Annotated in this window: 24 protein-coding genes; 13 read left to right on the top strand and 11 right to left on the bottom strand. The window is 51.2% G+C overall.

All coding sequences use genetic code 11. From position 1 onward, the window contains the following. The first annotated feature begins 18 nt into the window (after positions 1–18). The 8 genes from BLW37_RS07260 (at position 19) to BLW37_RS07225 (ending at position 9,465) form a co-directional block, all read left to right on the top strand. Positions 19–705, top strand: a complete 687-nt coding sequence (locus BLW37_RS07260) for a CPBP family intramembrane glutamic endopeptidase (protein WP_171907573.1) — start codon at positions 19–21, stop codon at positions 703–705. Positions 706–748: 43 nt separating this feature from the next. Further along, entirely contained in the window at positions 749–1,210 is a 462-nt protein-coding gene (locus BLW37_RS07255) for a cysteine peptidase family C39 domain-containing protein (RefSeq protein ID WP_091341438.1), read from the top strand. A 208-nt stretch (positions 1,211–1,418) separates the two neighbouring features. Further along, positions 1,419–2,669, top strand: a complete 1,251-nt coding sequence (locus BLW37_RS07250) for an HlyD family secretion protein (protein WP_091341436.1) — start codon at positions 1,419–1,421, stop codon at positions 2,667–2,669. A 51-nt stretch (positions 2,670–2,720) separates the two neighbouring features. After that, positions 2,721–2,864 carry a class IIb bacteriocin, lactobin A/cerein 7B family gene (locus BLW37_RS07245; protein ID WP_091341435.1) on the top strand — a complete coding sequence of 48 codons (144 nt, stop codon included), beginning with the start codon at positions 2,721–2,723 and terminating at the stop codon, positions 2,862–2,864. 151 nt (positions 2,865–3,015) lie between these two features. Next, positions 3,016–3,339: a hypothetical protein gene (locus BLW37_RS07240; protein WP_091341433.1), complete on the top strand. Its 324-nt coding sequence runs from the start codon at positions 3,016–3,018 to the stop codon at positions 3,337–3,339. A gap of 50 nt (positions 3,340–3,389) precedes the next feature. Then, positions 3,390–5,477: a peptidase domain-containing ABC transporter gene (locus BLW37_RS07235; protein ID WP_091341431.1), complete on the top strand. Its 2,088-nt coding sequence runs from the start codon at positions 3,390–3,392 to the stop codon at positions 5,475–5,477. Between the two features lie 373 nt (positions 5,478–5,850). Continuing rightward, entirely contained in the window at positions 5,851–6,489 is a 639-nt protein-coding gene (locus tag BLW37_RS07230; RefSeq protein WP_091341429.1) for a CPBP family intramembrane glutamic endopeptidase, read from the top strand. A 162-nt stretch (positions 6,490–6,651) separates the two neighbouring features. After that, entirely contained in the window at positions 6,652–9,465 is a 2,814-nt protein-coding gene (locus BLW37_RS07225; RefSeq protein WP_171907572.1) for a M16 family metallopeptidase, read from the top strand. 30 nt (positions 9,466–9,495) lie between these two features. On the opposite strand, the gene queC is transcribed toward BLW37_RS07225, so the two are convergent. Beyond that, positions 9,496–10,152: a 7-cyano-7-deazaguanine synthase QueC gene (gene queC / locus BLW37_RS07220; protein WP_091342015.1), complete on the bottom strand. Its 657-nt coding sequence runs from the start codon at positions 10,150–10,152 to the stop codon at positions 9,496–9,498. Positions 10,153–10,239: 87 nt separating this feature from the next. On the opposite strand from queC, the gene queE reads away from it, so the two are divergent. Beyond that, positions 10,240–10,905 (top strand): 7-carboxy-7-deazaguanine synthase QueE, encoded by a 666-nt coding sequence (gene queE, locus BLW37_RS07215; protein WP_091341426.1) that lies wholly within the window; start codon positions 10,240–10,242, stop codon positions 10,903–10,905. Then, positions 10,905–11,309 (top strand): hypothetical protein, encoded by a 405-nt coding sequence (locus tag BLW37_RS07210; RefSeq protein ID WP_091341424.1) that lies wholly within the window; start codon positions 10,905–10,907, stop codon positions 11,307–11,309. The genes queE and BLW37_RS07210 overlap by 1 nt, the downstream gene beginning before the upstream one ends. Here BLW37_RS07210 and BLW37_RS07205 read toward each other — a convergent pair. Next, a complete protein-coding gene (locus BLW37_RS07205) occupies positions 11,290–11,874 on the bottom strand; it encodes an LON peptidase substrate-binding domain-containing protein (RefSeq protein ID WP_091341423.1) in 585 nt (194 codons plus the stop codon). The two genes, BLW37_RS07210 and BLW37_RS07205, sit on opposite strands and share 20 nt — an antisense overlap. 66 nt (positions 11,875–11,940) lie before the next feature. Then, complete coding sequence (gene gloA, locus BLW37_RS07200; protein ID WP_091341421.1) at positions 11,941–12,333, bottom strand: lactoylglutathione lyase; 393 nt, start codon at positions 12,331–12,333, stop codon at positions 11,941–11,943. Positions 12,334–12,514: 181 nt separating this feature from the next. On the opposite strand from gloA, the gene BLW37_RS07195 reads away from it, so the two are divergent. The 3 genes from BLW37_RS07195 to BLW37_RS07185 all read left to right on the top strand — a co-directional run bounded on the left by BLW37_RS07195 (position 12,515) and on the right by BLW37_RS07185 (position 14,128). Beyond that, positions 12,515–12,757, top strand: coding sequence for a type II toxin-antitoxin system Phd/YefM family antitoxin (locus BLW37_RS07195; RefSeq protein WP_091341419.1), 243 nt, complete (start codon positions 12,515–12,517; stop codon positions 12,755–12,757). Beyond that, positions 12,754–13,017: a Txe/YoeB family addiction module toxin gene (locus tag BLW37_RS07190; RefSeq protein WP_091341417.1), complete on the top strand. Its 264-nt coding sequence runs from the start codon at positions 12,754–12,756 to the stop codon at positions 13,015–13,017. Before BLW37_RS07195 ends, BLW37_RS07190 begins: the two co-directional genes overlap by 4 nt. Before the next feature lie 169 nt (positions 13,018–13,186). Beyond that, positions 13,187–14,128: a YihY/virulence factor BrkB family protein gene (locus BLW37_RS07185; protein ID WP_091341415.1), complete on the top strand. Its 942-nt coding sequence runs from the start codon at positions 13,187–13,189 to the stop codon at positions 14,126–14,128. Positions 14,129–14,144: 16 nt separating this feature from the next. On the opposite strand, the gene nth is transcribed toward BLW37_RS07185, so the two are convergent. The 8 genes from nth to BLW37_RS07145 form a co-directional block, all read right to left on the bottom strand. Beyond that, positions 14,145–14,777, bottom strand: a complete 633-nt coding sequence (gene nth / locus BLW37_RS07180) for an endonuclease III (RefSeq protein ID WP_091341413.1) — start codon at positions 14,775–14,777, stop codon at positions 14,145–14,147. A 10-nt stretch (positions 14,778–14,787) separates the two neighbouring features. After that, complete coding sequence (locus BLW37_RS07175) at positions 14,788–15,483, bottom strand: electron transport complex subunit E (RefSeq protein ID WP_091341411.1); 696 nt, start codon at positions 15,481–15,483, stop codon at positions 14,788–14,790. Beyond that, the gene (rsxG, locus tag BLW37_RS07170; RefSeq protein ID WP_091341409.1) at positions 15,484–16,110 is read right to left on the bottom strand and encodes an electron transport complex subunit RsxG; all 627 of its coding nucleotides are present in this window, start codon (positions 16,108–16,110) and stop codon (positions 15,484–15,486) included. Further along, positions 16,110–17,174, bottom strand: a complete 1,065-nt coding sequence (gene rsxD / locus BLW37_RS07165) for an electron transport complex subunit RsxD (RefSeq protein WP_091341407.1) — start codon at positions 17,172–17,174, stop codon at positions 16,110–16,112. The genes rsxG and rsxD overlap by 1 nt, the downstream gene beginning before the upstream one ends. Further along, positions 17,171–19,390, bottom strand: a complete 2,220-nt coding sequence (rsxC, locus tag BLW37_RS07160; RefSeq protein WP_091341405.1) for an electron transport complex subunit RsxC — start codon at positions 19,388–19,390, stop codon at positions 17,171–17,173. Before rsxC ends, rsxD begins: the two co-directional genes overlap by 4 nt. Then, positions 19,390–19,944, bottom strand: coding sequence for an electron transport complex subunit RsxB (rsxB, locus tag BLW37_RS07155; RefSeq protein ID WP_091341403.1), 555 nt, complete (start codon positions 19,942–19,944; stop codon positions 19,390–19,392). The genes rsxC and rsxB overlap by 1 nt, the downstream gene beginning before the upstream one ends. After that, a complete protein-coding gene (rsxA, locus tag BLW37_RS07150) occupies positions 19,941–20,525 on the bottom strand; it encodes an electron transport complex subunit RsxA (RefSeq protein WP_091341401.1) in 585 nt (194 codons plus the stop codon). Before rsxA ends, rsxB begins: the two co-directional genes overlap by 4 nt. Positions 20,526–20,640: 115 nt before the next feature. Further along, on the bottom strand, positions 20,641–22,563 hold the full coding sequence (locus tag BLW37_RS07145; RefSeq protein WP_091341400.1) for an EAL domain-containing protein: 1,923 nt from the start codon (positions 22,561–22,563) through the stop codon (positions 20,641–20,643). Positions 22,564–22,679 lie beyond the last annotated feature (116 nt).

The raw sequence follows: 22,679 nt of genomic DNA, 5'->3' as shown, positions 1-22,679 counted from the left end.
GAAATGCTGGGGATTGGTATGTGGGGTTACATCAAGCCATTTATTTTGTTTTTTTTGATTGTTATATTTGTGGCTGCATTTCCTGCAATCGCTCTTCATTCATCCTGTTTTCTTTTGTGTGGAAAAGGCCAGCTGGTGTTCGAGTTGGTTGATAAATTTTCAATGGCCGTAGGGATGGCGCTGGCACTGGTGTTGTTTTCAGGGTTTAAGCTTGCCAGAATTCAACATAACTTCGCGCTTCATTCTACCAGTGTGCAGCACTACCCTAAATATCTGCTGGGTTTATTTGGGGTTTATGCCGTTGCAGTTGTTTCAGGTCTTACTTCTACATGGTTTTTCCCTGGCAGTGGAGAAAGCTATGCCTCGGATCGAGGTCAATATGCCTATGATGGGGTTGAGAATTATTACATTTATGTTGTTAACACGATCATGATAATCCCTATTGTAGAGGAGCTTTGGTTTAGGGGGTACTTGCAAACTAAATTGATGCCGCTGTTTCGGAGAGTTTATGTCAGATATCTGATAGTTTCAGTTATTTTTACTTTGATGCACTTTCATTATAGCGTGTTTACTCTGGTGAATATTTTCACACTGTCCATACTGCTGTGCTGGGTAAGGGAGCATAGCAATTCAGTATACCCGGCTATATTACTTCATATGATATTCAACACTATTGGTGTGGTGGCTAGAACACTTATGTCTTGAGTTTTGGCGGCAATATTAGATAAATAATTGTATGGGGTAATAGGTGATCCTTCAAACTGAAGCCGCTGAATGCGGCCTGGCCCGCATGGCGATGATAGCCAATCATTATGGCCACCAAATCGATCTGACTACTTTGCGTAGCCGCTATGCGGTGTCGCTGAAGGGGGCCACCATGCAGCAGCTGATGCGGTTGGCAGAGCAGCTGGATATGACCGGGCGGGCGCTAAAGCTGGAGCTGGATGAGCTTAGCAAGCTGAAAACTCCCTGTATTTTGCACTGGGAAATGGACCACTTTGTGGTGCTGAAACAAGCGCATCGCACTGGCATTACCATCTTAGATCCTGCTATGGGCGAGCGCCGGTTAAGCATGGCGGAGGTGGATAAAGCTTTTACCGGTGTAGTGCTGGAGCTTAGCCCAAGCAACGAATTTAAAAAAATCGACGAGTGCGTCAAACTTGGCCTGACGGCCTTCTGGAGCAAAGTCGAAGGCTTGCAGCACTTTTAGAAAAAATTTTTTGCATCAAGCTGCTGCAAGGTCATTTTTTAGGTAATTGTTTTCTGAGTAAAAAATGAACGAGTGTAAATTTAGCGATGGTTTAATTCCAAAAAGTTATATAACAAAGTGTTGAATGTTGCATTCCCCGTCAATAGAATCCGCGCCGTTCACAGATGTTTGCAGTTGTTAACAGACCAATAGTAGTACAGAGGTTATTGTGTCAGAGCAGGGATTATTCCGCGTTAATGCGGTAAAGCAGCAGGCCGCCAAGCTGGATGGCGATGTCATTATTGCCCAGCCACTTAGCAGCAGCGTACTCACCATCGCGTTGTTGTTGCTGGTATCCATCCTGATTACGTTTCTGGCGCTGTCCTCTTTTCACCGCAAAGAAACCGTCACTGGCTATTTAAAGCCGGATTTGGGGCTGGCCAAGGTCAGCAGCCCGCGCCCCGGCATTGTCAGCCAACTGTTTGTTGAGGATGGCCAGCAGGTCGAGGCTGGTGCACCACTGGCGCTTATTCATATCCCCGAGCATCTGGCCGATGGCCTGTCGCTCAGCCAAAGTTTGTTTCAGGGCTTAGTGCAGCAAACTGAGTTACTAAGCTTACGCCAGCAGCAACTGGGCCAGCAATTTACCCAGCAAGAAACCGAATTAAACAGCCGTTTGCTGTTAAGCCAGAGCATGCTGCAAGAGCTAAAAGGCCAGCAGCAGTTGCAACATGAGCGGCTGGCGCTGCAGCAAAGCCGTTTGCATAACTTCCAGCAATTGCAGCAGCAAGGTGCTATCTCAGAGCTGGAGCTGCAGCAGCAAGCTGAACTTATTTTAGGCATTCGCCAGCAACTGGCCGAACTAAGCGCCAGTGCCCAGCAACAGCAGGCCAGCATTGAGCAACTGCAGGGCCAATTGGCACGGCTGCCGGTTGAGCAGGCGCAGCAATTGGCGCTGCTGGATACCGACCGCTCACGATTGGCGCAACAAAAAGTAGAGCTGGATGCGCGCGGTCAGTTGCTGATTACCGCACCGATTTCTGGCCGGGTGACCAATCTGGTGGCTGATATCGGTACCAGCTTAACCAGCCAATTGCCTTTTTTAACCATTTTGCCTGAGAACGCAGAGCTTAGAGCGGTATTGCTGGTGCCGACCCGGGCCTATGGCTTTGTGCAGCCGGGCCAGCACACCCGCATCCGGTTTGATGCCTTTCCGTACCAGCGTTTTGGTTTGTATGAAGGGGAAGTGATTCGCACAGCGCAGGCCATCGTGCTTCCGGGGGAAGTCGATATGCCTGTCGCCGTGCAGGAGCCAGTCTACCGGGTCGAGGTAGCGCTGGCGGCGCAAGAGATCCGCGCTTACGGCAACAGCGTCCCGCTGCAATCGGGCATGCTGTTAAGCGCAGATATCGTGCTGGAACAACGCAGCCTTATCAGCTGGTTGTTTGAGCCGATTTTAAGCCTGAGAGGGCAATTGTAGTGCTCGAAAAAGAGCAAATCGTAAACTTAAAATGTCTCAAGGAGAGATAGTATGCAAGAATTAACATTTGATCAAGTGGAAGAAGTGAGTGGTGGTGCGGCTCCTGTAGCGATCTTTGTCGCTAGAGTCATTATTGGAGCCCTTATAGTGCCTTCAATTACAAATGAAGCTCATGCTCCAACTCTAGACGACTGATAAATGAAAGAATCGGCTGGCTTTTTAGCTGGCCGATTTGTCTTGCAGTGTATGCATTTGAACTTTAATTTTACTTTCCAATTTTATTTTGCTGCAAATGATTAAATATTTAATTAAAAAATGAGTTGGCTGGATAGTTGCGGGCTTAGTTATGAAAAAAGAGATTAGATACAAAAATGCATTTATTGAAGTAAGTTACAATGTAATTACCTCCAAGATCTTAGTAAGATTCGATGGCAAAGCTGTTACTTCTAAATTCATTTGGCTACCCTTCTCAAACCATAAGTTCAGAATTGGTGATGAAGAATTTATATTGAAATCTTGGTTGTTTCCTTTGTGTAAGTTTAAACTGCAAACCAGTAGTGTGGTTTTGTGCGAGGATTTATTTCCTAAGCTAAAAAGATACTCAATTGTAATGTTGGTAACAGGTCCGATAAAACACATTATTATTTTAATTGCTTGGGTGGTTTCGTAATCAGCTATTCGGTAGTCTCAAAAAATTAAACTTACTAGAGTGTGATCTAGATGATCTTGCAATCAGAAGCAGCTGAATGCGGGCTAGCCTGCATGGCGATGATCGCCAATCACCATGGCCATCAGCTCGACTTAACTACGCTGCGTAATCGCTACAGCGTGTCCTTTAAAGGTGCCAATTTGCAGCAGCTGATGCTGCTGGCCAATCAACTGGATTTAACCGGCCGGGCGCTCAAGCTGGATTTGGCTGATTTAAAAAACCTGAAAACCCCCTGCATCTTGCACTGGGAAATGAACCACTTTGTGGTGCTGAAAAAAGTGCACCGCAATGGCATTACCATTTTAGACCCTGCCATGGGCGAGCGTCGCCTATCCATGTGCGATGTGGATAAAGCCTTTACTGGCGTAGCGCTGGAACTTACCCCAAGCAACGAATTTAAAAAAATCGACGAGCGCGTTAAGCTTGGCCTGACAGCTTTCTGGAGCAAAGTCGAAGGCTTGCTGCCGTCGTTGTTCAAACTCTTTGCGCTCTCTTTGTTACTGCAACTATTCTTGCTTGCCACTCCTTATTACACCCAGCTGGTAGTGGATGAAGTACTGATTAGCCACGATAAACCCTTATTGGTGGTGCTGGCGCTTGGCTTTGGCTTGTTGGTGCTGTTTCAGGTAGTCACCCAAACTCTGCGCGGCTGGGTGGTGCTGCATTTAGGCTCGGTGATGAGCGTGCAAATGGCCACCAATTTAATGCGCCATCTGCTGCACTTGCCACTCAGCTACTTCGATAAACGCCATATGGGCGATGTGGTATCACGCTTTGGCTCGCTTAATTCAGTGCGGGAATTGCTGACCAACAGCCTGGTCGAAGGGGTGATTGATGGCCTGATGGCCATTGCCGTGTTGGTAATGATGTTTTTATACAGCCCCAAGCTGGCACTGGTGGTGGTGCTGGTAGTGCTGCTGTACGCTGCCATTCGTTTTATCTTGTACCGCCCACTGCACCAACTGACTGAAGCCAGCATTATGGCCAGCGCCAAAGAGCAGAGCAACTTTATGGAAACGGTGCGCGGCATGCAGAGCATCAAGTTGTTTGGTCAACAAAGCCAACGGTTAAACCTGTGGCAAAATCGCTATGCCGATGCCATTAATCAAAGCTACCGGCTGGGCAAGTGGCAGATTTCCTATCAAACCATCAACCAGTTGCTGTTTGGCATCGAGAACATTCTGGTGGTGTACTTGGCTGCGCTAACTGTGATTAGCGGCGATATCACTGTCGGCATGCTGTTTGCCTTTTTGGCCTACAAAACCCAGTTTACCAACCGGATGGCGGCTTTAATCGACAAACTGATCGAAATTAAAATGACCCGGCTGCATTTAGACCGCCTGGCCGATATCGCTTTAACCGACAAAGAAGACGAAGGGCTGAACCAGCCGAGCCGAGACATCAGCGGCCAGTTGAGTTTAACCAATATCCGCTTTCGCTACGCCGATAATGAGCCGCTATTGTTTACCGACCTGTGCATTGATATTCCGGCGGGAGCCAATATCGCCATTATCGGCCCGTCTGGTACCGGCAAAACCACCCTAATGAAACTGATGCTGGGTTTATTGCCCGCTGAAAGCGGCAAGGTGGAAGTGGATGGCATTGAAATTAAAAAGCTGGGGCTGCGCAATTACCGCAGCCAGATTGCGGCGGTGATGCAGGATGACCAACTGATGTCCGGTACTTTGGCTGAGAACATCAGCTTTTTTGACCCGCAATTGGATATGCAACAGGTTTATCAAGCCGCCCAGCTGGCCGGTATTCATCAGGATATCAGTGCCATGCAAATGGGCTACAACTCACTGGTGGGCGATATGGGTAGTGCGCTATCCGGCGGCCAGAAACAGCGCTTATTACTGGCCCGCGCCTTGTACCGCCAACCCAAAATCCTGCTGCTGGACGAGGCCACCAGCCATCTGGATGTGGCGCTGGAGCACTATGTTAATCAGGCCATTCAGCAGCTTAGTATGACCCGGATTGTGATTGCCCACCGGCCGGAAACCATCCTCAGCGCAGAGCACATTTACCAGCTGGCAGGCGGCCAGTTGCAGGATGTAACAGAGGCCTACCGGGCGCAGTTTGGTAAAGCAGCCAGCTAACTTGTAAAATCTATCCACTTTCTATAAGGATATACACAACATCAAGACAGAGAAAAGCGTTGATTTTTTCATCCGCTGCGGAGGTTGTTAGCAGCAAGACTTGGATTAGGGCTGGTGCTGGCAGTTTTGTTGCAGGACATTGCTCCAAAATACCTCAGTGATTAGTTCGCCAGTCTACTGGCAGGGGGGCAGGCCTGTCCAGAAAAGTGGGGGGCCAGCCACAATGTTATCAGCCTGACTGTGAATATTATGCGGGGCGTCTATTTATCTAATTAATTCCAAAAGGATATGCAATAAATCCTTGACCATAATTTCTTCATACGTAAAGTGCTATCGGCTACAAAGCGACTGGTTTGTTTTATAGGGTATTTACATGAGTGAGTTGACTAAGGGCGGCATTTTCGTTGGGCTGGTCAAATCCATTATCTTAGCAGCCTTGTTGATTGGCATTATCGAACTAACGATGCAGCCAACTGGGCTGAGTGTTTTTTATACTGAGATTTTTGCTCTCACTTTGATTTTCTGGCTGTTCTGGTTTGATGTCGGCTCGGTTAGCGCTGTGTTTAACATCTCAAATCATGCTGACTTTAACTGGACTACTGGGTACATCGTACTGATTCCAACCCTGCTTTGTAACGGGCTAGCTCTCACATTTTTCCTTTTCGATATTCAGGCGTCCAACGTTTCTTTATCAAAAGAGCAATTTTTTCAACTGCTTATCTCTGCTGTATTCATTATGCCACTACTGGAGGAGTTAATTTTCCGGCAAATTACTCCCCAGATCTTACATGCTCATTTCAAAATAAAGCACTGGTTGGTGGTCGCAATATGCTCTGCTTTATTTGCTGTCAGTCATCTGAGCTTTGATATTCTCTGGTTCAGCTATTTCTTTGTGATGGGGTTGAGTTTTCACTACGTTCGTGACTCTTCGGGTTCATTAATCCTGGCCTTTCTTAGTCATGCCATTCTTAATTTATCCATAATCATTTTGGATATGATTTTTTTTAGTTAAGCTATGGTTTTAATTCGAGTCGAATATAGTAAGAGAGCTTCAAGTATCCTGGTGCAGCACCCACCTTGCCTCAGGGGCTGAACTGAGCATACCAGGCGCAGTTTGTTAAAAAGCCGGTTAGCCTGTAACATTTATCAATTTTTAGGTAAGGACATGCACAAGATGCAAGGAAAGAAAGGCGTTGTTTTGTTTCATCCGCGGCGTTGGCTGTTAGCGGCTAAGGTTGGATTTGGGCTGGTGCTGGCGGCTTTGTTGCTCACCGCCTGTGCAATGACTACTGAGGATGCAGCCCACGTACTTTACGATGCTACTACCGTTGTGCGACTGCCGGCAACCCCAGAGCGGCCGGAAATTATCATTCTACCTGAGCACAACAGCCAGTTCAGCAATCGGGCTCGGGTGATGCTGCTGGTTGGGACGGGGGCTTTGCAAGAAGAAGACGATCAATTGGGCCTTGCCCATTTTGTCGAGCACATGGCCTTTCGTGGTACCGAGAAGTTTCCCGAGCAGCGGATGCAAGAGCACATGCGGGAGCTGGGGATCCAGCTTGGCCGCCACAGCAATGCCTACACCACTTTTGACCATACTGCTTATTGGCTGGATTTGCAGGACTTGAACCGGGGCCAGCTGGAGTCTGCATTGACGATACTGGCGCAGTGGGCTTATCACATCGAATTTGCACCGGCAGCAGTGCAGGAAGAAATTGCGGTGATTGTTGAGGAGTGGCGGCTTTATCAGCAAGAGCAGGATCGTATTGAACCACGTTTGAAAGAAGCTTTTTTCCGCGGCTCCCGTCACCTGGATCGGCTGTCGATTCTGGGCGACCGTGCCAGCATCGAAGCGACAACGCCTGAAAAATTAAAGACCTTTTACCAGCAGTGGTACCACCCGGAAAACATGGCGATTGTGGTCAGTGGCGATGTGGATGCTGAACAGACGTTGGCTTTTATCAAGCAAAAATTCACCAGGTTGGAGCTGGCATCAGAGCCTTTGCTGCCAGAGCAGTTCGATATTCAGCCGCAGGCCATTCCCGATGTTATTACCTTAAGCGATGCCTATACGCCTATTGCAGTGTTAAGTCGTTTTTGGTTTGCTCCGATTGTCCCATACAATCAGTCTGTTGAGCGGCAGGAAATGGCGCTGTCGTTTGCTCTGGGGGTATTGCGTAAGCGATTGGAAAGTCGTCAGCTAAACAGCGAAGGGGTAGTGCTTGCTGTTAACGTGCAGAGTCGCCGTCAGACTGCCAATGTCAATGCGTTTAATATGGCACTGCTGATGACTGAGCCAAATTATGCTCTGGCTTACGAACTACTGGAGCATGAATTACAGCGAATGTTGGCCTTGGGTATCACCGAGGACGAGTGGCAAACAGAACGAAGCAACTGGCAGGCCTGGTTGCAGGATGCGCAGGACAGCCCTTCCGATTTGGTGGAGATGGCAAGAGATTTTTGGCTCTACCAGGAACCCATTTTTAATCAGCGCAGCCATAAGCAGCGGCAGCTCGAGCTGCTGGAATTAATCACTCCAGAGGAGGCGATTGCAGCGCTAACGCAATATAGCTCAGGCCGGGAAGTGACGGTTGCTCTTTATCCACATGGCACCGAGGCGCCCAGCGCTGAGCAGTTAAAGGGTTACCAGGAGCGAGCGAAGCAGCTGCCTTTTGCACCCCTGCATCAACGTGCAGAGCCGCAATGGCAGCCTTTAGCCCCTTCTGCTGGGATTTTATCCGAGCAGCAGCAAGCCGACGGCATTATTGAGTGGCAATTGGCCAATGGGATGACAGCCTATTATCGTTACAGCGATGCCGTTCCCAACCGTGCTTTTGCCCGTCTGGTGGCCCGCCATGGAACCAATCAGGTTCCTGATGCTCAGGTAGCGGCTGCCCGCCTGGCCAGTGATTTGATCCGTGATGGCGGGCAGGCAGGCTTGAACAGTGCTGAGATCCGCCAGTGGCGACAAAGTCTGGATATCGGGCATAACTTTTCAGTAGACTTTGATGCCCGGAGTTTTTATCTGGCTGCGCCGGTCAGCAACATCGAACAAGGCTTGATGGAGCTGCATCATCGCTTGCTACACCATAGGATTGATGAGGAGCTTTGGCGCTTTAACCAGGGCCGTGAGCTGCAGTTATGGCAACAATTTGAGGAGCACCCACATCTGCCCTGGCATCAGGCGCAAAGTAAAGCATTGTGGCAAAACGACATTCGCTACCGTAATCTGATGGCCGCTGAGATTGAAGCGACCACGGTGGATCAGCTGCAAGCTTTTTATCAGCAGTGGGTTCAGGGCAACCAGGGCTATCAGCTGGCTTTGGTCGGGGATCTCACGGCCGAGCAAGCCTATGCACTGGTGGACCGCTACTTTGCCAGCCTGCCCAAAGCAAGCCCGCAGGGCGAGAGGCGTTCTTCGCCACAACCGCTACAAGCCAGTCAACAGCGGATCAGCGGTAGTGGTGAGCAACATGCCCGTATCTCCTTGCGTTATTATCTGGATAAAACACAGCTGCCTTCATCTTTGCAGCAGGCTACGGCTGCCCTGTTGACCAGTTGGCTGGATGAGCAGTTGTTTGATCGCATTCGTACCGAGTCAGGTCTGACCTACAGCATCCGCGCACAGCTGGGAGGCTTTAGTCCGGTGCATCAGCAAGCGGTACTGCACATTTCACTGCAAACCGATCCCGACAAGGTTGATACTGCCATTGCCGCAGTACAGCAACTGCTGGCTGCAGCGAGCAAGCAGGCACCGAGTGAGCGACAAGTTGAAATTTGGCATCAAAGCCTGGCTGATGCACGGATGCAGGCACGGCAACAACCGCGTTGGCTGGCCAACCGAATTGGCTATAGCGCCTTGGTGGAAGAGCTTCCCTGGGCACGGATCGCTCCGTTGGAGCAAACTGCTACCGCCGAGGGCCTGCAGCAGCTTTTAGTAAACATCGTGGAACAAGGCCATTTGGTGGAAATGGTCTGGTTGCCTTAGCGTATTCTCGGCCCTGAATTCAGGGCCGCTTTATTCATAGGGCAGGGGATCTTTGGCTTTATTCAGCGCAAACGCTTCCAGCCGTTCCTGGCAGGCACCGCATTTGCCGCAAGCTAGTTCGCGGCCGTTGTAGCAGGTCCAGGTTTTGCTGTAATCCAGCCCCATGGCCAGGCCATCGCGCAGGATTTCGATTTTGGACTCGTGCAGATAAGGGCTAACGATATCAATCGGATCGTAATTGGCGATTTGGCAGACTGCATTCATTTTTTCCACAAACTCTGGCCGGCAGTCCGGGTAAATAAAGTGATCGCCCGAGTGAGCGCCGTAATACACGGCTTTGGCTTTGATGGAATCGGCATAACCCACCGCCAGTGAAATCAGGATCATATTACGGTTCGGCACGATGGTCGATTTCATGTTCTCGGCCTCGTAGTGGCCCTCCGGCACCTCGATGTTGTCGGTAAGCGATGAGCCCGCCAGCAGCTGATTGATGGCCGAAATATCCACCACCTTGTGGTTGATACCTAGCTCACGGCAGACCTGGGCAGCGCATTCCAGCTCTTTGACATGGCGCTGGCCGTAATTGAACGATAAGGCATAAACATCGTGGCCGTCGGCGATGGCTTTGTGCAGCACGGTGTACGAATCCATCCCACCGGAGTAAATGACAACAACTTTTTGCGGCATCATGGCGGCGCTCCCGTTATAATGACAAGCTGAAAAGCCGGGCATTGTACTCTAAATTGAAAGCTGGCTAAAGCGTAAGGCGTCTTTGTGTATAAAGTGAATGAACTATTTGAAACCATCCAGGGCGAGGGCAGTTACACCGGTTGCCCGGCTATTTTTATCCGTTTGCAGGGCTGCCCGGTCGGTTGCAGCTGGTGCGATACCAAGCATACCTGGACGGTGGATCCTGAGCAGCAAATTCCGCTGACCGATGTGTTGGCCAAAACTACCGATACCGAGGGGTGGTGCAACCTGAGTGCCGAACAGCTGCTAACCGAATTTCAACGCCAGGGCTTTCGGGCCCGTCATGTGGTGATCACCGGTGGTGAGCCTTGCCTGTACGATTTAAATCCGCTGTGCGAGTTACTGCATCAGCAGGGCTACAGCACTCAGATTGAAACCAGCGGTACTTTTGAAGTGCTGGCACCAAGCGAGACCTGGGTCACGGTGTCGCCGAAGGTCAATATGAAAGGGGGCTACGAGGTACTGGATTCGGCATTGCTGCGAGCCAATGAAATCAAGCATCCGGTCGCACGTGAGCGCGATATCGAGGAGTTGCAACAGTTGTTGCAGCGCGTACCTGCTTCGGGTAGGCTGGTCTACCTGCAACCTATCAGTCAAAAAGCCAAAGCGACCCGGCTGGCGATCGAGCAGTGCAAACAACACAACTGGCGCCTGAGTGTGCAGGTGCATAAATATTTAGGGATTAACTGATGCGACAGGCAGTTGAGCACTTTTTTCAGCTTTATGCTGAAGCCTACTCCAACTTTGATGTAGACAAAGTCACCGAGCTGTTTTCCCTGCCATGCCTGTTCTTAACTGACGACAGCAAGTTAATGATGGCTGAAGTCAGCAGCCTGGAGAAAACCATTCGCCATCAGTTTAACCTGTACCGTAGTCTTGGGGTGGCCCAGGTGAAAAACCGGGTACAGCATCTGGTGCGTTTGTCCGAGTCCATGGTCTTTGCCAGTCTGTACTGGTATTTTTGCGATGCCAACGGCAAGGTACTGCAAAACTGCCACACTTCATACACCCTACAACGCAGCGGTGAGCATTGGCGGCTGGTGGCGGTGATGATTGACGATGAGCGCTTTGCCCTCAAATCGATTCAGCCTTGAGGCAGCGCTGCAAATAATGCAGGCAGGCCTCTGGCGTGGCCTGCTCTGCCAGATGCTCTTTTAGCAGTGGCGGCAAGGGCAGTAATTCCAGCCATCGCGCCGCCAGCCAGCTGGCGTCTGCTGTGTTGCTTTGAGGATAGAGACTTGCCAGCTCCGGTTCACGTTGCAGTAATTGACGAAAGCTCTGTTGCAGCTCTTGCTGAGTCTGGCTGATGGGTTGTGAGGGCCAGAAAGCCACTGTCTTAGTGTCTGCCACATGCAGCTTGTCGACTTCCTGCCAGCGTTTCTCAATGTGCACCCGCTCCAGCCCAATCACTTCAATCCCCAGCAGGCCATCATCAAGCACATCAAAATCAGTCACCTGCACCTTAGTAGCAAAAGGAAAGATCCGATCAGGGTGCGTTTGGCTGACCAGCGGATTCAGCAACGCCATGGCAAAAGCCCGTTTGCCGGCGGTGGCTTCTTTTACCAACCGAATGTAACGGGGCTCAAACACCCTCAGCCGGGTTTTCCCCTCCGGCAACAGCAAACCATTCAGCGGAAACAGGGCTAGTTGCTCTGACATCATCATTCCACACCATACCACAATGAACACATCTGTGATGTTATACGGGCTGCTGTCTCTGCTGGATTAGCTTTGGCTTTTTTTCTGGATCAACTCAATGGCGTAGCCATCCGGATCTTTAACAAAGGCAATTTGGGTTTTTCCGCCTTTCACCGGCCCCGGCTCGCGGCTAATTACACCACCACGGCTGCGAATATCGTCGCAGGCCTGGTACACATCGTCCACCTCCAGCGCAATATGGCCATAGGCACTGCCCAAATCGTAGCTGTCAACACCCCAGTTGTAGGTCAGTTCCAGCACGGCGTGTTCGGACTCCGGACCATAGCCGACAAAAGCCAGCGTATATTTGTACTCGGTATTCTCGGACTGGCGCAGCAGCTGCATGCCCAGTACCTGGGTGTAAAACTCGATGGAACGCTCCAGATTGCCAACCCGCAGCATGGTGTGTAATAAACGCATACAGAACCCCTTGACTGTGTTTACTGCTGATGAAAGTAGATAATAACATAGACTGATTGCCAACAAATGCAGTGACGTGGGGGCAGTCTGGTTGGGGCGTCACTGCAATATTGTCGTTCGCATTGACGTACGTACTAAAAAGCGTACAATAATTGAGTGATTATACAGCAAGAGGTGCAACATGACCGGAATTACCGCAACAGAAGCGCGCAGTAAGCTGTATCGGTTGATTGATGAAACTGCCGAGTCCCATCAGCCCATCGTCATCACGGGCAAGCGGAACAAAGCTGTTTTAATCTCCGAGGAGGATTGGTCTGCGATTCAGGAAACACTTTTCCTGCTCTCTGTACCGGGTATGCGTGAGTCGGTTCGTGAGGGCATGGAAACCCCTGTGGAGCAATGTGATGAGGAATTGGACTGGTGACCTGGAAGTTGGTTTATACCAGGCAAGCCCAAAAAGACGCCAAAAAACTGGCATCCAGCGGCCTCAAGCCCAAAGCTCAGGAATTGCTAGCGCTAATTGCCGAAGATCCGTTTCGCAAGCCGCCTCCGTTTGAGAAGCTTATTGGCGATCTTGCCGGGGCCTATTCACGGCGTATCAATATCCAGCATCGCCTAGTGTACCAGGTGCTTGCAGAAGATCAGTTGATTAAAGTTCTGCGTCTTTGGAGCCACTACGAGTAGGGCATCATCTGATGCTATGGTGGTTTGGTGTAAAATCGACACTGTTTTGGGGGGGCTTGCCTCATTCGAAACACTACTTTAAGTTACAGGCTTAACGCGGCTTCAATGTCAGATCAGCAGGGGCTTACGGTTGATTACTCTTTCTGTTAACTACTAAGGCACTTTAGCTATGGTTTCCAGGCTCTACAATAAACTCCCTGCTGTAATCAGGCATTGGTTCAGTATTTTGGGCGCGGCAACCCGTAACTGGCTGGATAGCCAGGCCTTTATCTATGCAGCGGCGCTGGCGTTTTTCACTGTTTTTTCCATTGCGCCCATTCTGGTGGTGGTAGTGGCTCTGGTTGGATTCTTTTTAGGCCAGAGTGTGGTAGAAGGCCAGCTGTTTGAGCAGCTGGAAGGAACTCTTGGCCCGGAAGCCGCGGGCGTGGTGCAAACCGCGGTAACCAATTCGCAGATAGATCAAAGCGGCATCTGGCCAGCGTTGATTGGCATTGTGGCCACCATCGTTGGTGCCACTACGGTGTTTGCACAGATGCAGCAGTCGTTGAATCAAATTTGGGATGTAGCGCCTCGCCCTAACCGCAACAACCTGTGGGGTTATATTAAAAGCCGTTTATTATCCATGACCATTATCCTGGCTATTGGTTTTATTCTGATGGTGTCCTTGCTGTTGTCAGTGGCTTTACGAAGTATCATGGTATTCGCGGAAGAGTGGATGCCGGTGCCCGGCTGGGCCATGGTGGGCATGGAAGTCGTTTTATCGTTGCTGGTGATTACCTTGCTGTTTGCCGCTATGTTCAAGATCCTGCCCGATGTCTTGCTGTCCTGGAAGGATGTGCTGCTGGGCGCCTTTATCACCGCGATTCTGTTTACCCTGGGCCGTTCACTAATCGCTATCTATCTGGCGCACACGGCAACGGCATCGGCATACGGTGCTGCCGGCTCTTTGGCGCTGCTGTTGCTTTGGGTCAACTATACATCGATGATCCTGCTGTTTGGCGCTTCTTTTACCCGAGCGCATCTGGAGGGCAGGGGCCTGCCCATCCGCCCTAAGAGCATGGCGGTGTGTGTGCACCGGGAATTGATTGAAGAGGGACCGCGAAGCGGCTAGAAGCTTGCAGCTTGCCCTAGTCCGTTTTTTCTTTAAACTCGCACAAGTCTTCAATGATGCAGGAGCCGCACTTGGGTTTTCTGGCCACACAAGTGTAGCGGCCGTGTAAAATCAACCAGTGGTGCACATCCAGTTTAAACTCGGCGGGTACGACTTTCAGCAGCTTTTGCTCAACGGCATCTACATTTTTCCCAGGCGCTAGTTTGGTGCGGTTGCTGACCCGAAAAATATGGGTATCCACAGCGATGGTAGGCCAGCGAAAGGCGGTGTTCAGCACCACATTGGCGGTTTTACGGCCGACACCAGGCAGGGCTTCCAGCGCTTCGCGGTTTTCCGGCACTTCGCCGCCATGTTGCTCAACCAGAATACGGCAGGTTTTAATCACGTTTTCGGCTTTGGTATTAAACAGACCAATGGTTTTGATGTAATGCTTGACGCCATCCACGCCTAAATCCAGCATGGCCTGAGGTGTGCGGGCCACTGGAAAAAGATGGCGGGTGGCTTTATTGACACCCACATCAGTGGCCTGAGCCGATAACAGTACGGCTATCAGCAGCTCAAAGGGCGAGCTGTATTCCAGCTCAGTGGTGGGCTCGGGGTTGGCGGCCCGCAGCCGCGATAGTAACTCGATGCGCTTTTGTTTATTCATATGGTTCTATTCACACAATGGTTCCGGTCACCCGGGCACGGGTAATGGCCGTTTTCACCTGTTGCTTACGCTGTTTGCGCTGATCGATGGCGTTCTTGCCGGCGATCAGCAGCCCCATGCCAATAAAGGCACCTGGGGGCAGCAGCGCCAGCAGAAAATAATGATCCAGCGCCAGTACTTCTACCCGCAGCGCCTGCGCCCAGGAGCCGAGCAGGGCATCGGCGCCGTCAAACAAGGTGCCCTGACCCAGCAGCTCACGCATAGCACCTAACGCCAGCAACACGGCAGCAAAACCCAGCCCCATCATCAGCGCATCGAAGGCCGAAGGTAGCATTGGGTTCTTGGAGGCAAAGGCTTCTGCCCGGCCAATGATGGCGCAGTTGGTGACAATCAGCGGGATAAAGATACCCAATGCCAGATAAAGCTCGTAGGTAAAGGCATTCATCAGCAGCTGAACGGCGGTGACAAAAGAAGCAATGACCAGCACAAAAATTGGAATACGAATCTCCCGCGGCACCCAGTTACGAATGGCGGATACCACCAGGTTGGAGCCAAGCAGTACCAGCAAGGTTGCGATGCCAAGCCCCAGGGCATTGGTGACGGTATTGGTTACCGCCAATAAGGGGCAAAGTCCGAGCAGCTGCACCAGGCCCGGGTTGTTGCTCCAGAGCCCCTGGGTGGCAAGCTCCTTGTAGTTTTGGCTCATTTAAAAGGCCTCACAATTGGCTGGTTGTTCTGCCAGCTCCGGGTGTTGCTGGACAAAGAGTGCCGCGCGCTTAACAGCATTGACCACAGCTCGGGGTGTAATGGTGGCGCCGGTAAACTGATCGAAGTCACCACCGTCTTTACGAACCGCCCAGCTGCGTACATTGGCTTCGTGCACTGCCTGATTGGCAAAACTGTGCATCCAGTCGGATTTGCGCAGTTCAATTTTATCACCCAAGCCGGGTGTTTCCTGATGCGCCAGCGTACGCGCAGCCAGCACAGTACCATCGGGTGTGATGGCCACCATTAAGTCGATATTACCACTGTAGCCATCCGGGGCTGTGGTTTCCACCACAAAGGCACTGACCACCCCTTGCTCACGCCAGCGAAACACCGATTGCGGGCTGGTGCGCCCCAGCCATTCGGGAGCTGTGATGCTAATGCAATCATCCAGCAATTGTTGCTCGGCAGCAGCGGGTAAGACATCGTGCAACAGAGCCAGCCGATTGGCCAGCCGTTGCTCGGCAATACGGGGGGCTGTAAGTTGTTGCAGCAGGGTCAGAATGCTGACACAAATGATAGCAACCAGTGCCAGCAACAGCGCATTTTTTGTCACTGGGTGTTTCATCAGCGCCCCTTCACTACTTTATGGCCGTAGGTGCGGGGCCGGGTGTAATAATCAATCAAAGGTACTGCCATATTGGCCAACAATACGGCAAAGGCAAAGGCATCGGGATAGCCGCCAAAACTGCGGATCACAAACACCAGCACACCAATCAGTACACCATAATAAATACGCCCTCGGGCGGTGGTGGAGGCACTGACCGGATCGGTGGCGATAAAAAAGGCCGCCAGCATGGTAGCACCAGAAAACAGCTGAAATAGTGGAGAGAAGTTGGTATCTGGATTGACGGACCAGGCAATCAGGCTGCAAAGCGCCAATGAGCCAAGCACACTGACCGGTATGCGCCATTGAATGACGCGTTGTTGCAACAGGAGCAGGCCACCGGCCAGCCAGGCCAGGTTGAGCCAAAACCAGCCAACCCCGACGCCGCCCTGGAACAGCGGCTTTTGATAGCTTTCCGGCAGGGTCAGTCCCATCATTAAATCGGTGCGGGCGGTATCAAGCGGGGTGGCCATGGTCATGCCGTCCACGCCTTGTCGAAGTTGTTCCAGACTGAGGCCCTGGCAACTGGCCTGATTAAACACCGCACACACAGCATCCAATGGCCCAAGTGCATGCTGCTGCAATGCTGCTGGTGGCAGCCACTGCGTCATTTGTACCGGAAAAGCAATCAACAGTAACACGTAGGCTGCCATGGCTGGGTTAAATAGATTAAAACCAAGGCCACCATAGAGTTGCTTGACCATGATAATGGCAAAAGCAGTGCCTATCACCACCAACCACCAGGGGGCGTAGGCCGGAATGGATACGGCTAACAGCACGGCGGTGACTAAGGCGCTGTGATCCTTTAAGCGTGGCAAAATGGTTTTATCGCGCAGCATTAGCACCAGAGCTTCACTGGCCCAGGCCGTGACTATCGCCAGCAGCAACTGCACCAGCACACCATAGCCAAACAGATAACTTTGCACCGCAATGGCGGGCAGGGCGGCAATCACCACCCACAGCATCAACTGGCTGGTGGTTTTCTGATTGTGCTGGTGCGGGGAGCTGGCAATTCGAAAACTCATTTTAGCTCCGTCTCCTTTCGTTTCCTGGCCTTGGCCCGGGCAACGGCTGCGGCGATAGCGGCTTTGCGCGGATCGCTGGGTTGCTCAGTGGGTGCGATGTGTTCATCAGGCGCCGATGCTGGATCCGTCTGATCTGATTTGGCTTCTTCAGGCCCGGCTTTTTCTGGTGCTGGCCTTGCTTCCGTCTGTTTCTTCGCTTTGGCGCGCGCTATGGCGGCAGCAATTGCAGCTTTGCGTGGATCACTGGCCTCGCTGGCTGCGGCTGTTTGGGCAGGCTCTGCAGCAGCTTGCGCTGCCCCAGTGTGTGCTGGCTTAGCCTGCTCTTGCTCTGTTTGCCCGTTGTCACTTGCTGAGGCTGCGGCTTGTTTTTTTGCTTTAGCGCGGGCTAAAGCGGCTGCAATCGCAGCTTTGCGTGGATCACTGGCCTCGTTGGCTGCGGCTGTTTCGACAGACTCTGTAGCTGTTTGCCCGGGCTCAGTTTGCTGAGATTGCACTCGCTCAGAGTCACTTGTTGCTGCAGCTTGTTTTTTAGCTTTGGCGCGGGCCAGCGCGGCCGTAATAGCTGCCTGGCGGGGGTCTGTAGCTGACACTGAGTCTGCTGGAGCCTCTGTTTTTTCAGCCTGACGTTCGCGCGCCTGCTGCTTTTTGCGTTCGCGTTCGGCTTTGATGGCCTCCAAATCACCAGGCGTCTGTTGTTGCTGGCTTTTTACCCGAGCCAGTGCAGCGGCCACGGCATCAGGGGCGCTGGCACTTTGTTTGGCGGCACGCTCTGCCGCCAGTTGTTCGTTGCGGCGCTGGCGCTCCAGTTTTTCGGCTTCCAGTCGTGCCTGTCTTGCTTCAAAGCGTGCCTTGGCTTGTTCTGCTTTTAAAGCTTCGCGTTGTTGTTCGCGGATCTCAGCTTTGGCAACCCGGTAGTATTGCACCAATGGGATCTCGCTTGGGCAGACATAGGCACAGGCACCACATTCGATGCAATCAAACAGGTTGTATTCGTCAAGTTTTTCAGTGTCTTTGGCTTTGCTAAACCAGAGCAATTGCTGTGGCAACAAGCTGGCTGGGCATGCCTCGGCGCAGGCAGTGCAGCGAATGCAGTCCATTTCCTCACCTGCTGCCGGAAGTTCTTGCTGCGTTGGTGCCAGAATGCAATTGGTGGTTTTAATAATCGGGACCGACAAGTCGGGCAGGGTAAAGCCCATCATAGGGCCACCCATAATGACCCGCTGCGGACGCTCGGGTTGAAAGCCACAAAAATGCAATAAGTCACTGACTGGGGTCCCTATCGGTGCCAGTACATTTTGTGGGTGCTGCAGGGTGTCCCCGGCAACAGTTACGATACGTGACAGTAAAGGGATATCGTGCAGCACTGCCTGAGCAACTGCAAAGCTGGTACCCACATTGAACATCATCATGCCAATATCAATGGGACGGCGACCGGCGGGTACTTCCCTGCCTGTTAGCAGTTGAATCAACTGCTTTTCACCACCCGAAGGGTACTTGGTGGGCACCGGACGCACATACCACGGCTGCCGGCCATCGCAGGCATTCTGCATGGCGCTGATCGCTGCTGGCTTGTCGTCTTCTATGGCAATCAGAACTGCTTTGGGCTCAAGGATATGGCAAAGGATCTCAATGCCTTGCACTATAGTATCGGCTTGTTCTTGCATCAGGGCATCATCGGCACTGATGTAGGGTTCACATTCGACCCCGTTAATAATCAGCAACTCAACGTGCTGTTGCACAGCTGATTTTAGATGGGTTGGAAAACCCGCACCGCCCATGCCGGCAATGCCGGACTGCTGGATACGTTCCAAGAGTTGTTCCGTGGAACATCGTGGGTAATGCATGGGCTCACGCTCACGCCATTCATCCAGCCCATCGGGTTCCAGTACGATGCATGGCTCTGGCAGGGCGGAAGGATGCGGGCTGGTGTGTTCAGTTACAGCCAGGATCAAGCCTGAGGTTGGGGCATGCACCGGCACCGACATTGAGTTATCGGCCAGTGTCAGGGGCTGGCCTTTCATCACGTGATCGCCTTTATGCACCAGGCAGTGACCGGCCACACCGATATGCTGGCGCAGTGGAATGTAGAGTTTGTCCGGTAGCGGCAGGCTGGCAATTGGCTTTTTGCTAAGCTCTGCCTTTCGGGTCGGTGGATGAACTCCGCCCGGGAAACGCCAGAGCAGTCCGGCAGCCACTTGTTCTAATAAGCTTTGCATTAATCCGCCTCAACCATGCGTACCGGGATTGCCTGCAAGTCCCACTTCCAGCGCTCAGCTGTTTCTATCAGTGGGATCATATCGATGCAATCGACCGGACAGGGCTCCACACAGAGATCGCAGCCGGTGCACTCATCCACGATCACGGTATGCATCTGGCGGGTAGCACCGACGATGGCATCGACCGGGCAGGCCTGAATGCATTTGGTGCAACCGATGCATTCATCCTCGCGGATAAAGGCGACTTTTTTTACCGCATTCTGCGCTTCTTCATGCAGCGGCTTGGGCTCTACGCCCATCAAATCCGCTAGTTTTCGCACCGTCGCTTCACCGCCGGGCGGGCATTTATTGATGTCATCGCCATTGGCAATCGCTTCGGCATAGGGGCGGCAGCCGGGGTAGCCACATTGACCACATTGGGTTTGCGGCAGGATATCGTCTATCTGTTCGATCAAAGGATCGCTTTCAACCCGAAAGCGGATAGCGGCGTAGCCTAAAATGGCACCGAACAACAGCGCAAGTACACCAAGGACAGCTAGAGCAGTGGTCATCATGAATGGGTCACCAGTCCGGTAAAGCCCATAAAGGCCAATGACATTAGGCCTGCTGTGATCATGGCGATAGCAGCGCCACGAAAAGCTACCGGAACATCGGCAGCGGCCAAGCGTTCGCGCATGGCGGCAAACAGGATAAGTACCAGTGAAAAACCAGCCGCAGCGCCAAAGCCAAACACCAGCGACTGGACAAAGTTATAGCCGGCACTGACATTCAGCAGCGCCACGCCAAGAACCGCGCAATTGGTCGTGATCAGTGGCAGGAAAATGCCCAGCAGCCGATACAGGGTTGGGCTGGTTTTATGCACTACCATTTCGGTGAACTGAACGACCACGGCAATCACCAGAATAAAGCTGAGGGTGCGCAAATACAGCAAATCAAAAGGTGCCAGCAGGTAGTGATCCACCAGATAGCTGCAAACCGAAGCCAGGGTAAGCACAAAAGTGGTAGCCAGTGACATGCCTATGGCCGTTTCTAACTTGCCGGACACACCCATAAAAGGGCAGAGCCCTAAGAACTTGACCAACACAAAGTTGTTTACCAGCACGGTACTGATTAATAAGAGTAAGAATTCGGTCATGGTTGTTTGGTTACAGGCTTAAGGCGCATATTATGCGCTGAAGCCGGGTTGATAACAACCGACAGCCAGTAGGGGTATCTGTTGACTGTCGGTTTATCTGACTTTCTTTAATGACTCAAAGCGGAGCCGGTTTACCAATGTAGTAGCCCTGGCAGCCATCCACAAATAAGGAATCCAGCATGTGCTTTTCTTCCTGGGTTTCGACGGACTCCGCAAAAACACTTACTCCGATGCGATGCGCTAAATCAATCATCAGACGCAAGAAATACTGATTGTTTTTGTCTTCGTCAATATGCCGAGTGTAACTACCATCCATTTTAATGTAATCCGGCTTCAAATCGCGGAAAAATTTAAATGAGGTAATCCCGACACCAAATTTTTCCACGGTGACTCTGGCGCCGGCGCGGTGCACCATATCGATGAAACGTTTGCTGGTTTTTAGATTCTGCTGCAAACCAAATTCGGTGACTTCAAAAATCAGTTTTGATGCAATGGTGGCATCTTTTAGTAAGCGACGCTCCAGCCAGATCACGAATTGATCGTCATGCACTGAACGAGGCGATAAATTCAGCCCAAAATACTGATCCTGCATATTCTTATTCTTAATCGTACTCAGAGCGGTTTCAATGATCAGCCGATCAACTGCAATGATGCGATCGAGCTTTTCCGCCATGGCCAAAAAGGATGCTGTAGGCAGTACTTGATTTTCCTGGGTTTTAAAGCGCACCAAAATTTCTGAGTAGGCTTTATTGGACCGTTTCGCTGGTTGAATGCTTTGTACCAGCAAGTTAAGACGGTTGTTGGCAAGGACATCATCAATCACATTACGCCAGTTCTGATTACCATAACCATAACTCGCGGTTTCTAAGCCGGAAGATTCTTTTTGCAAATGCCAGGCATTGGCTTGCTTGGTTTGCGCCAGACTGATGGAAGTATCAGCAATCGCAAGCAACTCGCCAAGAGCTCTGCCACTTTCATAGCTGACCAACCCAGTGTAAGCAACGGATTCCAGCTCTGCTGTTTGCTGGTATTGATTCAGGCGGCTTTGCAGCTGAATGGCGAAGTTCTCTGCTTCTTTGGCCGTTACTCTGGGTAAAAGCACGCCAAAGTCAGAACTGTTCAATCGAAATAACTGGCCGTCAGCATAGGCATGAACCGCTTTGGTCAGGATTTGACAAACCTCTTGAATGTATTTATCTCCTTCCTGGTAGCCTCTGGTCTGGTTCAGGCTTTGCAGCTCAGTACATCGCGTAATGGCAAAAATACCAAAATCAACTTTATCATTCTTGCTAAGCTGCTCTTCATAATATTGTACAAAACGATTTCTGTTCGGCAGGCCTGTTATCACATCTTTGTATGCATCAGCAGTGACCTGGCGGGCATTTGCGGACATTTCGCTGAACTTTTTCATGGTCTGCTGAGCAAGCACCTGAAGATTTTCAACGACCGCCTCAAAGCCAGCTGGCTGCTTGTCTGCTTCAATGGTTTGCAACGGGTCATGGCTTAATTGCTCAATCACCTTATTCAGTTGTCGGCTGCTTTGTTGCAGCCGTTGGTGTTGCCACCAAAGCAGAGCGGGAATAAAGAGCAAATAGATCACTAAGGTGAGCAGCAAAATCAACCAGAGTATTGAGTTTAAAGCCTCTATCTGGTGACTGTGATCCAGCTGATAGCGAACCTGTAGCTCGTGTTGCGGGGCACCAATATGCTGTGTCGAAAACTCGACACCTTGCCAGTTCAATAGAGTTGCTGACAGACCCGTAGCTATGTGGCCACTTCGATACTGAAAAAGCTCCTGGCCTTGCAAATTTTGAATGTGCAGTTGGGATAGCGGCAGGGCCATACGTAGTTGCTGGCCAAGCTCTGCACCATCATGATTAGCTGAGTGCTGCATCCATTGCTGTACAAAGGTTTGTGCTTGTTGCTCAGCCCGTTGCAATTGTTGGCTGGCAATGTTCAACTGAACAATAATGAGCGCACTAATCAGGATTAGCGCTGCAATAAGCTGAAAAATCACAAGTTGGAACGTTGTCTTCATAACGATGACCACCTGCACAAATAAAGGCGTTATCGAATAAATCGATATGGGAGCTATGGTTTAGTTATAGCTGTACAAGGCGGATTAAAGCAAAAATTCGTGCAAAAATAAATCTT

This window comes from Alkalimonas amylolytica (assembly GCF_900107845.1).
GTDB classification, from domain to species: Bacteria; Pseudomonadota; Gammaproteobacteria; order Enterobacterales; family Alteromonadaceae; genus Alkalimonas; species Alkalimonas amylolytica.
Note: the sequence above shows the minus strand (reverse complement) of the source record. Positions and strands in the feature narration are given on the sequence as shown.

Coding starts and splice junctions, on each gene's coding strand:
- rsxB (WP_091341403.1), bottom strand. CDS start 19,944: ATGATGACCACTGCTCTAGCTGTCCTTGGTGTACTTGCGCTGTTGTTC.
- BLW37_RS07235 (WP_091341431.1), top strand. CDS start 3,390: ATGATCTTGCAATCAGAAGCAGCTGAATGCGGGCTAGCCTGCATGGCG.
- BLW37_RS07225 (WP_171907572.1), top strand. CDS start 6,652: ATGCAAGGAAAGAAAGGCGTTGTTTTGTTTCATCCGCGGCGTTGGCTG.
- BLW37_RS07175 (WP_091341411.1), bottom strand. CDS start 15,483: ATGAGCCAAAACTACAAGGAGCTTGCCACCCAGGGGCTCTGGAGCAAC.
- BLW37_RS07245 (WP_091341435.1), top strand. CDS start 2,721: ATGCAAGAATTAACATTTGATCAAGTGGAAGAAGTGAGTGGTGGTGCG.
- BLW37_RS07195 (WP_091341419.1), top strand. CDS start 12,515: ATGACCGGAATTACCGCAACAGAAGCGCGCAGTAAGCTGTATCGGTTG.
- nth (WP_091341413.1), bottom strand. CDS start 14,777: ATGAATAAACAAAAGCGCATCGAGTTACTATCGCGGCTGCGGGCCGCC.
- queC (WP_091342015.1), bottom strand. CDS start 10,152: ATGCCGCAAAAAGTTGTTGTCATTTACTCCGGTGGGATGGATTCGTAC.
- rsxG (WP_091341409.1), bottom strand. CDS start 16,110: ATGAAACACCCAGTGACAAAAAATGCGCTGTTGCTGGCACTGGTTGCT.
- BLW37_RS07205 (WP_091341423.1), bottom strand. CDS start 11,874: ATGTCAGAGCAACTAGCCCTGTTTCCGCTGAATGGTTTGCTGTTGCCG.
- rsxA (WP_091341401.1), bottom strand. CDS start 20,525: ATGACCGAATTCTTACTCTTATTAATCAGTACCGTGCTGGTAAACAAC.
- rsxD (WP_091341407.1), bottom strand. CDS start 17,174: ATGAGTTTTCGAATTGCCAGCTCCCCGCACCAGCACAATCAGAAAACC.
- rsxC (WP_091341405.1), bottom strand. CDS start 19,390: ATGCAAAGCTTATTAGAACAAGTGGCTGCCGGACTGCTCTGGCGTTTC.
- BLW37_RS07240 (WP_091341433.1), top strand. CDS start 3,016: ATGAAAAAAGAGATTAGATACAAAAATGCATTTATTGAAGTAAGTTAC.
- gloA (WP_091341421.1), bottom strand. CDS start 12,333: ATGCGTTTATTACACACCATGCTGCGGGTTGGCAATCTGGAGCGTTCC.
- BLW37_RS07185 (WP_091341415.1), top strand. CDS start 13,187: ATGGTTTCCAGGCTCTACAATAAACTCCCTGCTGTAATCAGGCATTGG.
- BLW37_RS07210 (WP_091341424.1), top strand. CDS start 10,905: ATGCGACAGGCAGTTGAGCACTTTTTTCAGCTTTATGCTGAAGCCTAC.
- BLW37_RS07145 (WP_091341400.1), bottom strand. CDS start 22,563: ATGAAGACAACGTTCCAACTTGTGATTTTTCAGCTTATTGCAGCGCTA.
- BLW37_RS07230 (WP_091341429.1), top strand. CDS start 5,851: ATGAGTGAGTTGACTAAGGGCGGCATTTTCGTTGGGCTGGTCAAATCC.
- BLW37_RS07260 (WP_171907573.1), top strand. CDS start 19: ATGTGGGGTTACATCAAGCCATTTATTTTGTTTTTTTTGATTGTTATA.